Below are 11,568 nucleotides of genomic sequence, written 5' to 3' on the forward strand. Positions count from 1 at the left end.
TTTGCTATGTAAAGTTCTTTTATTCTATTTAGATTTTTGCTTAATAAAAAACAAATGCACTATAAAAGCAAATTGAAAGTGGAAAATTGAAAGTTGAAAACGTAGGATATTTCTCTTCGAGAAATTTTAATCATATTGTTCCTTGGAGAATGATGGTTTACTCGTTTCATCAGGGATGAAACCTTGTATCTAAATACAATATTTTATCTAAAGATAAAATGAGTAAACCCCTCTTGTTCTAAAGACCAATAAAATGTAGTTTTGCGGAGCAAAACCTCCATCGTTTTCCACTTTCCATTTTCAATTGTTCAGTTATTTTTTACTAGACTGCGTCGCAATGTTTCTCTATTATGAATATTCTAATATTATATCACCCTATTTTATATTTAAACAACAAAAAGGGGTATATCCCCCTTTTCACCTATTATATTATTTAATTCTTATATTACCATTTCTTACACTGATATTAATTTCTGGCCCTTCACCGATTTTCTTTTGAATAACTTTATTATCTTCTACAGCTTTTATATCATCCTCTTTAAATATCTTTTTACTCTCAAGATCTATATTATAGTTACTCTCAAGATAAAAGTTTCCTTGTTGTTTTTTAGGCATATATATTTCTATGCTTGATCCTTCCTCATCTATATTAATATCCTCTTCAATTATGTCACTATACTTTATCTTAAAGTTACAATCCTTTAGTGATAATTCACATTTTCCCTTCAGTCCCTCTATCTGCATGCTGTCACTGTGAACTTTTCCTGATAAATTTCCATTTATATTATTAAGAGTAACATTCCTACCATAAGTATCTAATTCTATATTCCCAATAATATTATCAAGATTCACAAAACTATATAAGTATCCACTTTCTTCTCTAATATTAATATCCCCAACAATATTATTACCTTTTAATACAGCTCCCTTGAGGTAAACATTTAGGTTATTCTTAATTCCACTTATATCAACGTTTCCATTAATGTTTTTTATATCTATCTCAATATCTGCTGGTACAAACATCTCATAACTTGTATGAATTTCTCCAATTTGAACTAACTTATTTATATTATCTTGATTAAAGTTAGAAATTAAAAGATGTTCATCTTTAACTTTTATATCTATAACCTTCTCCTTATACTCATTTGCAACTTCCTTGCTACTTGCCTTAACTACTACACTTGTTTTTATTCTTATTTTATCATCAGTACTTTCCTTTATAGAAAGGTTACCTCTATCTTCAATTACAATTCTATTAATATCCTTTTTATTAAATTCATACTCTTTAATCATTATATCTGAATAAGCCTTACTTTTAATTTCCCCCATTACCACATTAGATACTTCATTATCCATAAACTCATTAAATATGAAAACTCCTGAAGATATTAATACCAATGTTATAAATATAAATACAGCTAATACGTCATACTTTAATTTAACCTCTTCCCCTTTATTTCTATAAACAAAATATAATACTTCTATTCCAATACTGATTAATATTATTGGCCAGAATTTAAGTATCAATAGCGCTCCACCTATACCCTTAATTCCCCCAAATAATATTAGCACACCTATTATAACTAACAATATACCTAATGAAAATGTCCCTACTCTCATCTGTTTCATTTAATCCCCTCCAATACTACCTATCAACTTCACCTTTAGTTAATGCCTTTGTACTACTTTTGAAAATCAATCTAAATCCAATTAATATGAAAATAGCGGATATAAATATCATTCTTCCTACTTCCATAATGCTATGTCCAATCATTTTTATTAACACAGGTGCTATAATTTTATTACCAATAATTAAAACTCCTACAAGTACAAATAATATACCAACCACTTTATTGCTATTACTATTTGCAGTTAATCTTCTAACTATAGTAAATAAGATAAACTCTCCACCATCATCATAAATAGAGCTTCCAGAAACCCTATGAACCATATCAAACATACTATAGAACCATATAATCATTGCCACTATTAAGAACAGCATTACTCCTGTTAAATTTGACAAATATAATAACACCAAGAAACATGCCATTATTTGTACCCCTTGATTCATGGCACCTATATACATATGTCCTGCTCCAGGCATTATTGAAAAGAATATACTCAAAATCTGTTCTTGCTCAAATCCTAGAATTTTTTTATCTTTCATAATGAACTTGTATTCTTCAAGTTCACCATATTTCACCGTAAAATTTATCCTATCAACAATCATCATAGAATCAATCATTGTTATAAGCCATATAACTGGGATAAATAACGCAGTGAAAGGCATACTGTATGTCATTCCTTGTATAAATGCAGTCATGGCTATAATTCCTATAATCGATGCCATGGCTATTCCAGCCCTTCCAGAAAAGCCTATATATAAATATTGTAGCCCTGGTACAAAGGAAAATATAAACGTTAAAAATTTACTCTTTTTCTTCATTAATTTCACCTCTCATCTAAATTTTATATTCCTTTTATAAATAACTCATATACCCCTTTGAAAATACCTGATGAAAAAAGAGCCATAGATAATACTACTAATGCTATATATACTATCATTAATCTCTCTCTTCCCCTAATACACATTTCTTTTTGAATACCCTCAATCACCTGAACATCTAAGGTTTGAGGATAATACTCATCTATTCTTCTCATAACTTGATGGTTAAAATTAATTCCATCAACCCCTTCCCCCTTAGAATCATATTCATATTCAACTAATTCTTCATCTTCTAATTCCATTAAAAATTTATCCACATCAATTTCTTGATCTAATAACATAAGCTCTTCTCTATCTCTATTCTCTTCATCATAAGAAGCCTTCATATAGTAATTCATCTCCCATACTATTTTTTAGTAACTTTTTAGCCCTATACAAACGGGTTTCCACTGTACGTGGTTTAATCCCTTCTTCTACTGCTATAGTGCTATAATCTTTATTTTCAATATAATATTTTATCAGAACTTTACCATATTTATCTGGCAGCCTATTGATGCCCTTTAATATAATCTCTTTCTTCTCTTTATGCAGTATATTGTGTATAGGATTTTGGTTTAACTTACTTTCTTCTCTTGTTTCTTTTAGTACTTCAACTACCTTTGTTTGTACTTTCTCTTTTCTTATGTAATCCAGACATTTGTTAGTAGCTATTCTCCCAATCCAATTCTTGAAATTTTTATTATCAAACTTAGCTATAGACAAATAAACCTGTAAAAAAGTTTCTTGCGAGAGATTCTCAGCAAGATGAACATCTTTTAATAACTTATAACATATAGAAAAAACATATTTTTTATATATGATTATTAGATCTTCAAAAGCTCTACTCTCACCAATCATCGCGCGCCTGATAAGTTCATCTTCCCTCATAATTCCCTCCTTTCCACTTTTTCACACTTACACTATTATAAACGCGAGTTTAAAAATAAACCCTTCACTTTTTTTATATTTTTTCTAATATTTTATAATAATTTTCAAAGCAAAAGCCGAAAACCCTTCATAATACTTGGCTTTCAGCTTATAAAAATCTTTAATAATTTTAATCATTTCAAAGAAAACTTTAATATTTAATTGTATTTATATATTTATGTGCTTTCATCTTTCCCTCTGGGGATTTAATTAAGTCAAAATTCATGTTATGCTTCTCTAAACCAACTTTTAAGTGAAATAAGGATATTCCCATATCAATTAAATTGAGTTGATTATATATAGCTTTTGTTAGTTTATTTTTTCTCTCTATACAAAAGGCTTTTATTTCTCCCTCTTCCTTCTGATAAATCCATGGTTGACTATTTGTTGCTGATGGCGCTACTCTCACATAGTGAAACACATCTTCAAAAATAGGATCAAGCTCTCCTGACACAACTTTTTCAAAAGGCTTTCTTTTATACTCACTAATATCATTTACATACATTGAAAAGAAATCTTCTGGCTCTCCTAATGATATTAAAAGAACTGGTTCATGATTATCATCAATCTGAATCATATCCTTAACCATTTTCCTATCGAATGGTGCTCCAATCCAGCATGTACCTATTCCCATGCATGTAAGCTGAAGTACTATCTCTTCAAAAGCAAATCCTACATTTTCAAGATAACCTTCTTTCTTCTCAGAAGTTATTATTATATAATGAGGTGATTTAACCTTAATATATTTGCTAATAAAATTTTTAAAAAGAACTTGCACCTTCATACCGTCTTTAACTAAATGTCCCTTATAATCTATATCTTTATATAATGGTTTTACATTCTTCAATATTTCTTCTACTTTATTCAATGCGGCATCATTTAATCCATCCATTTTATACTTTCTGATTGATTTTCTTTTAAAAATGGCATCCTGTATTATCATAAAATACCTCCTAAACTTCTTTTACATATTATACCATAAGAAAGCTATTGTTCGTGTGCTAAAATCTATTTTTCTTAAAATGTATTAAAGGCCATAATTCGTACATGTACGAATTATGGCTTGTTTTTACTTATATCTTTTATCTGGTATAATAATTATTATATTCAATAAAAAATGGAATTATATTGAATGTAATAATTATTTATTTGGTCTAAAAATCTTAATTAAATTATAATAAATTATTATCCTATTAATTATACTTATTAAAATATTATAGAAAGGACTATTATATATGACAATTATTAAAAAAAATATCTAATGTTTTTTAGCTTTATATTTATAATAGTTATTTTAACATCTTATAGCTATACTCACTCCCAAAAATATTTCACTAACAATCCTTTTCTTTATCTAACTCAAATGTATAAAACAAATACAAGTAACTTTAAAGTTTTAGAAGAGAAAACAATTGAAAATAATGTGATTATAATTTTTAGCTATACGCAAATTGAAAATTATAATCAATATTATGGATATGCTATTTTTACTCAATTAGATACTAATAAATATAAATTTGAAAATTCTCATTATAGCAATAAATCTCTTCAAATCTTTAGAATTAATAGTACTAAAAATACTCAAGATATGTATTTAATATTTGCAGGCATAATTCAAGATAATGTTTCAAATAAATATTCTATTGAAATTGGTAAAAAAAACATTATTGAAACTTTTCCCCAAAATTCATTTTTTGCAAAACATTATTTGTTTAACAGTAACGAATTGGTTACTGTTACCCCCTCAAATTAATAATTAACTAAAAAAAGCATCTAAACATAGAATATTCTGGTTTAGACGCTTGTTTTTGTTAATTTTCGAAATATTTTATACTTTTATTTAGATCGAAAGTGAATTCTTTAGATGTTAATAATTCTCTAACTGTAGCTTCATGTGTTACTAGTGCACCAGATGTACTTCCATCTGATGTCCACGCTATACCTGGACTAATCGTTGCATTACTATCTAACGGCTGACCAACTCCAAACACTGAAGGCTCCCATACTTTCCACTTAACCTGATCCTCTTGTAATAATGGAGATGTTTTTATTGAGTATTCACCTGTTGAAGTAAATGCATAATTTATTCCCCAAGGTAATCCAACAGTGATAGTACCAGACGTTTCAGCTATATTTCCTGGTCCCCATCCTTGAAGTTCATCTGATGAATACATTAACTTGTGAGTTGTATTAAACTCCGTTGTTCCATATGGATTCAAAGTTTGGTATGATAACACCTGTGCGTTATTCTTTAAAGCAAATTTAGTATTCGTTGGATCTTGAGGATTTTTTTCTTTGCTAAGTATAAGATCAGAAACTATTCTTGCAACTTCTTTATCTGATCCTGTTCCTGATGGTAAATAAATACTGCTTGTTAAGCCATAATAGGATTTTACTTCCTCGATATCACTTGCGCTGCTAAGTGAATACATCTTTTCTGAAGGTGCTAACATAGAATCACTTGCTTGATGTGCTAGCATATTATTTTTTATAGATTCACTTTCTCTAATGGAAATTATATCATTTATAAAAGTATCTACTTTAATATCTCCACTTTCCTCAGTATATTGAATATTACCAAAATTACATACTTGTCCATTCATTATACCAATAATATCCCATTTAGTTTCTTTCTGTTTCAACTCATATTCACTTTCTTCTAAACCATCAATTTCTATGCCTAAAGCTTCCTCTAGTGAATCTATATCAAGATCCTCTCCATAAATAAAAATAATATTACCTTGTTTCATCAATCTGATAGCTTTATTTAATACTGATTTCTCATTAAATAAATCATTTATATTAATTGCAATATCCGATGATTTTCCAATATCATTTTTAGTGTTAGTTGTATAATTAATCTGATATCCTTTTATTAATTTTTTATTCGCTTTTTCATTCGCTTTTTTTGAATCAAATACCATTAATTTTTTGTTTTCAACCCCTGACTCTATAGGCTGAGCAAATGAAACTGTAGAACATAATAAAGATAATACAATTGTTGAAATTAAAACTTTGAACTTTTTCATGTTATATCCCCTTTGTTTTTGTGTTTTTATTCCCTTTTATGTGTATATATAAATTTATATGTAAAAAAAGGATTTACGTCGGCATTGTATTATCACATAATTTCTTTTTTGTAAATAATAGGTTTTATTTAATTTAATTTTTATGACCTTTATTAAACTTTTCTAATTTACTATATATACATTGGCTTTTAACTAACTACCAATATTGCTTTCTTAAGCTTGATTCAACTTATGCATTACTCTTATTCTTTTGTACTTATAAAAAGAACCGAAAATACATTTTTACACGTTTACTATATTAATAAATTCAGTAAATATCCATAAATAATAAAAGTGCCTCTTTACTCAGAGACACTCTGTTAAATATATTTAATTAACCCCTACCCTCAAAATTCCCACAATTAGTGTCAATTGCACCCTTTGGATCTATATTGTTTTTCTTTATGTGAATCTTAACAAGATTACAATGATGATATGCATTATCGTTATGTTTACATTCGCCTACAAAGCATTCTATACTTTTGTTCATAAGGTCACCTCTTATAAGTTTTTATATTTTTAATCATGTATTAGATATCTACCGTAAATTTAATTTATACACGTTCTAAAATCTCAAAGTTTCAATAAGTTTTAGAATTATATAAATTAATTAATAAGCTAAGATATCTTTATTGTTATTTTTCCTTATGCTTTTTTTAATATACAAGTTCAAATGCTTCTTTTGGAGAACCACAATTAGGACAAACCCAATCATAAGGCATTTCATCAAACTCAGTTCCCTCATCTATACCGCTGTCTCTATGACCAATTTCAGGATCATATAAAAAACCACATACGGAACAAATATAACTATCCATTTTCATTCCTCCAGATTAATCTCTCAACTCTATAATATAATTTATATAGGTTTTTTGTTAAATATTACTTAAATATTTTCAATATTATTTTATAATTTCAATTTACTGGATATAATTATGTTATATATAATTATATGAAAGGTGTGTTTTATATGAATATCCAAAAATTGTTTGATAAATACAACCATTTTTTATACTTGCTATTATTCATTCCTACACTAATAATATTTACTCTTCTACAAGCATATATTGATCCTCAATATATCATGCATTCTCAAATAGATGATCATATACCATTTATAAGTGGTTTTATTGTTTTTTATGTGATTTGGTACGCCTATATAGGTTGGTGTTTCATATACATGGGAATACGTTCTAAAGATGAATTTATGAGATTTTTTAAGTTTATATTTTGGGGAACATTAATAAGTTATTTAATATATATTCTCTTTCCTAATGGTCAAAATCTAAGGAATCCATTAGCAACAACTGATGCTTTTTCCTACACAATAAATTTGATTAGATCCGTTGATCCTCCAACTAACGTTTTCCCTAGCCTACATGTTTATAATTCACTAGGGGTATTTTTCGCTGTATCCAGCTATTTCAGAAATGATAAAAAATATTTTAGTATTTCTGTTCATCTTATATTATCTTTGCTTATATGCGCCTCTACAGTGTTTATAAAGCAGCATTCAATATTAGACGTTATTGCTTCTACTATTTTAGCATTTTTACTCTATTTTATAATTTACTTGATTCCTAGACTTCAATCTAAATCAGAGGTATCTGAAATAAAATAAAAAGCAAATGCTTACCGCATTTGCTTTAAAAATTCAACATAAATCCTGATCCACCATTTTAACAAATGATATCACCATTGCTATTAAAATAAATATAACAGGTATGGAAGTAATAATGGAAGTTGTTTGTATAGTTGAAAGTGGTCCCTCAATGATAAGTAATGTTGCAGGCAAAAATGCTAATGTAAATGCCCAAAACAATCTATTCCATTTAGCAGGTTCCTGATTTTCTAGTATCTTTTTTGATGTTACAGAAGCTAGTATATATGAAACTGAATCAAAGGTAGTTGCAGTAAATACAATCGCTACAACAGAAAATAAACAAATAATAATTTTGTTGAACTTTAATGTACTTAATACGCTCATAATTGCTGTTGGTGCTCCACTTTCATTTAATATTTGAACAACATTTAGCTTGTTAGTTATTTGTAAGTGTAACCCTAGATTCCCCAATACAATAAACATCAAAGCACAGCCTAAAGTTCCATATATTATAGAACCCATTATAACACCACGTACTGTTCTCCCTTTTGAAATTCTTGCAATAAATAATCCTAATAGAGGTGCTGAAATTATCCACCATGCCCAATAAAACACTGTCCAACTTTCAGGAAATCCTGAATTCATAACAGGATCCATCCAAGTACTCATTCTGAAAAAATTCTGTACCAATATACCCATGCTTGTTGTACCCATTTTTATAAAAAACATAGTTGGTCCTGTAATAAATATAAATATTAAGATTGCAAACATCAAATACACATTAATATTACTTAAAACCTGTATTCCTTTTTTAAGGCCAGAATATGCACTTATTGAAAATATCAAAGTAACTATAATAAGTGCTATTAATTTTAATTCTAAGTTAACAGGTATACCTGTTAACTTACTTATTCCTGCGGCAATCATTGGTGTTCCTAAGCCTAAACTTGTTGCTGTAGCCCCAATAGCTCCAAAGATGAAAAGTACATCAACAAATTTACCTAATAATCCATCAGCTCTATTACCTATAATAACTCTAAGAGTTTCACTAATCTTAAATACATGTTCTTTTCTTACATAATAACAATATGCCAAAGGTAATGCAGGTAAAGAATACAATGCCCAACCAATTGGACCCCAATGAAAGATTCCATAGGTAGCTGCAAACTCAACTGCTTTCCAAGATTCAGGTTCCATAGCAAATGGTGGCGACATATAATAATAAACCCACTCTATGGAGCCCCAATACATAACCCCTGCACCAATACCAGCACAAAAAAGCATACTTGCCCAACTGAAGTTGCTAAATTCAGGCTTTTCATTTTCTTTTCCAAATACTATATTTCCATATTTACTAAAACTAAACCAAATAGCTATAAGAAATGCAATAAGTCCAGTCCAAATATTTAAAAATCCTAAATTATTTGTAGTATACTCAAATAAAGCATCTATAACATTAGAACCTTTTTCTGGAAAAAGAATAAGTGGTATACACACAATTAAAACAAATGTTATTGATGAAAAAAAGGTAAATCTATCTATTCTAACTTTTTCCATAATAATCCCCCCAAGTTATAAGTTTTCTAAATACGACTAAAACACTACCCCCTAAAACTTATTTCAAAATCAAGAAATAAGCATAGAGGTAGTGTTTATTCATTTCAGTTTTTTATTAATCTCATAACATTATTTTTCTAATAAACAGAATTTATTATTCAACATCTTCTAATGCAAGCTTAACATTCCACACAATAAATCCTAATACTAGAATGATAAGAACAGCCTGTAATAAACTTGATCCTGTTGTTTGTGGAGTTGTCAAAGCCTTATCTAATCCTAATTTATCGATCATACTATAACAGCCCCTTCCTATAATCGTTTCTAAGCTGACGTATTAAACCAGTAACCTGTAATATTACAAAGAATACATAAGGTACTCCTAAAAATACTGCAACTGCTTTTACTCCGCTTAGTGTACCTGTTACTACATTAGCAAATGAGATTGTCACCATAATTATTGACCATATTATAGTTCTAGGTATTGGAGCATTCTCAGCACCATCACTAGTCATCATACTTAATGAAATAGCAGCACTTGTTGCTCCTGTAGCCAAGAATACAACAATTAATATAACAAATATAGGTCCTGTTATTGCAAACAACGGCAGTGACTGTAAAACCATTATGAATGATAAGTAAACATCATTTGGATTTTCTGTTACATATTTAGCAATCGCTCCATCTCCAGCAATATCATTTAATAGTCCGAATCCACCAAATACGCAGAACCAAAATACTAAGAAAGCAGTTGGAATTAAAATTGAAGCGGTAATAAATTGTCTTAAAGTTCTACCTTTAGAAATTCTAGCAATAAATACTCCCATGAAAGGTGTCCATGAAATCCACCATATTAATGTTGTTAAAGGCCAATCATTAAACCATCCTTTATCCTGAAATACATAAGTATTAAAGCTTTGTGGTATAAGCTTAGTAACTGTAGTTCCTAAAGTAGTTAAAATTGTTTCCATAAAATATCTTGTTGGTCCAAATGAAAACACAAATAGTAATAATCCTATAGCAATGACAACATTAAGATCTCCTAATACTTTCATACCTTTTTTAACAGGTAATATTGCTGGTACTGTATATACAACAAATAGTATAAACAAGATTACTAATGATGAAGTTAAACCTGGAAATTGTTTTCCCGTTATAGCTTGTACACCGTTTTTAACTTGGAATACTCCCATACCAATTGAAGCAGCCATTGTTAATGCAGCTGCACTTGCTGCTGCTATATTTGTTATTTGACCTACTGTCTTACCCCATTTTTTATCTTTAAAGCCCTCTTCGATAGGAGTTCCAGGCAAGAATTTTGCTCCTCTATGGTAAGTAAAATATCCAATAACTAATCCCGAAAGAGTATAAATAGTCCACGCTGGTAATCCCCAGTTAAATAATGATAACATCAATGCATTTTTTGCGGCTTCTGCCTTTTCATATCCACCAGCTAAACCAAGTGGTGAACTTAAATAGTGAACCATTGGCTCTGCAACACCAAAGTTAACTAAACCAACCCCTATACCAGCTGTAAACAACATTCCTATCCATGAAAATGTTGAAAACTCTGGTTTTTCATCTTTTGGTCCTAATTTTATTTTTCCATACTTACTAAATGCAAGGTAAAAACAAATTACAAGAAAAACTAATGGCAATACAATAGTAAACCAGTTAAACGTCCCATGGAATTTATATACTAAATCCCATAATGTATTTGTTAAACTTGAAGGATTTACTACTGCCCAAACAGAAAAAATTGCTGTAAAACCTGCAGCTATCCAAAACAGACCAGAAGCTTTTGTTTTATTCTTCACATTCTCCTTCTTCATTACATATTCTCCTTTCAGATAATAAAAAAATAAGTGCTATTTTTCATAGAAATTTACCTAAATCTAAAAATTTCAGATATAAAGTATACATTGCAG

13 protein-coding genes are annotated in these 11,568 nt (G+C 28.9%); 2 read left to right on the plus strand and 11 right to left on the minus strand.

The window, feature by feature from the left end; all coding sequences use genetic code 11:
• Positions 1-429: 429 nt before the first annotated feature.
• The 5 genes from OW730_RS00945 to OW730_RS00965 all read right to left on the minus strand — a co-directional run bounded on the left by OW730_RS00945 (position 430) and on the right by OW730_RS00965 (position 4,355).
• Entirely contained in the window at positions 430-1,629 is a 1,200-nt protein-coding gene (locus OW730_RS00945) for a hypothetical protein (protein ID WP_271227306.1), read from the minus strand.
• A 16-nt stretch (positions 1,630-1,645) separates the two neighbouring features.
• On the minus strand, positions 1,646-2,446 hold the full coding sequence (locus OW730_RS00950) for a hypothetical protein (RefSeq protein ID WP_271227307.1): 801 nt from the start codon (positions 2,444-2,446) through the stop codon (positions 1,646-1,648).
• Between the two features lie 23 nt (positions 2,447-2,469).
• Positions 2,470-2,832: a hypothetical protein gene (locus OW730_RS00955; RefSeq protein ID WP_271227308.1), complete on the minus strand. Its 363-nt coding sequence runs from the start codon at positions 2,830-2,832 to the stop codon at positions 2,470-2,472.
• The gene (locus tag OW730_RS00960) at positions 2,816-3,373 is read right to left on the minus strand and encodes an RNA polymerase sigma factor (RefSeq protein WP_271227309.1); all 558 of its coding nucleotides are present in this window, start codon (positions 3,371-3,373) and stop codon (positions 2,816-2,818) included. The genes OW730_RS00955 and OW730_RS00960 overlap by 17 nt, the downstream gene beginning before the upstream one ends.
• A gap of 190 nt (positions 3,374-3,563) precedes the next feature.
• A complete protein-coding gene (locus OW730_RS00965; protein ID WP_271227310.1) occupies positions 3,564-4,355 on the minus strand; it encodes a nitroreductase family protein in 792 nt (263 codons plus the stop codon).
• 420 nt (positions 4,356-4,775) lie between these two features.
• On the opposite strand from OW730_RS00965, the gene OW730_RS00970 reads away from it, so the two are divergent.
• Positions 4,776-5,165 (plus strand): hypothetical protein, encoded by a 390-nt coding sequence (locus OW730_RS00970; RefSeq protein WP_271227311.1) that lies wholly within the window; start codon positions 4,776-4,778, stop codon positions 5,163-5,165.
• A 58-nt stretch (positions 5,166-5,223) separates the two neighbouring features.
• Here the strand turns inward: OW730_RS00970 and OW730_RS00975 are convergent, their stop codons facing one another.
• From OW730_RS00975 to OW730_RS00985, 3 genes are all read right to left on the minus strand, one after another.
• A complete protein-coding gene (locus tag OW730_RS00975; protein ID WP_271227312.1) occupies positions 5,224-6,441 on the minus strand; it encodes a hypothetical protein in 1,218 nt (405 codons plus the stop codon).
• A gap of 373 nt (positions 6,442-6,814) precedes the next feature.
• Complete coding sequence (locus tag OW730_RS00980) at positions 6,815-6,970, minus strand: DUF1540 domain-containing protein (RefSeq protein ID WP_271227313.1); 156 nt, start codon at positions 6,968-6,970, stop codon at positions 6,815-6,817.
• A gap of 166 nt (positions 6,971-7,136) precedes the next feature.
• Complete coding sequence (locus OW730_RS00985) at positions 7,137-7,298, minus strand: rubredoxin (RefSeq protein WP_271227314.1); 162 nt, start codon at positions 7,296-7,298, stop codon at positions 7,137-7,139.
• Positions 7,299-7,450: 152 nt separating this feature from the next.
• On the opposite strand from OW730_RS00985, the gene OW730_RS00990 reads away from it, so the two are divergent.
• The gene (locus OW730_RS00990; RefSeq protein ID WP_271227315.1) at positions 7,451-8,101 is read left to right on the plus strand and encodes a phosphatase PAP2 family protein; all 651 of its coding nucleotides are present in this window, start codon (positions 7,451-7,453) and stop codon (positions 8,099-8,101) included.
• Between the two features lie 33 nt (positions 8,102-8,134).
• Here OW730_RS00990 and OW730_RS00995 read toward each other — a convergent pair whose 3' ends face one another.
• The 3 genes from OW730_RS00995 to OW730_RS01005 form a co-directional block, all read right to left on the minus strand.
• Positions 8,135-9,640: a BCCT family transporter gene (locus OW730_RS00995; RefSeq protein WP_271227316.1), complete on the minus strand. Its 1,506-nt coding sequence runs from the start codon at positions 9,638-9,640 to the stop codon at positions 8,135-8,137.
• 154 nt (positions 9,641-9,794) lie between these two features.
• Complete coding sequence (locus OW730_RS01000) at positions 9,795-9,935, minus strand: hypothetical protein (RefSeq protein WP_271227317.1); 141 nt, start codon at positions 9,933-9,935, stop codon at positions 9,795-9,797.
• Position 9,936: 1 nt separating this feature from the next.
• On the minus strand, positions 9,937-11,472 hold the full coding sequence (locus OW730_RS01005; protein WP_271227318.1) for a BCCT family transporter: 1,536 nt from the start codon (positions 11,470-11,472) through the stop codon (positions 9,937-9,939).
• Positions 11,473-11,568: the final 96 nt, after the last annotated feature.

Origin of the sequence: Oceanirhabdus sp. W0125-5 (genome assembly GCF_027938815.1) — a bacterium.
GTDB lineage: Bacteria > Bacillota > Clostridia > Clostridiales > Clostridiaceae > Oceanirhabdus.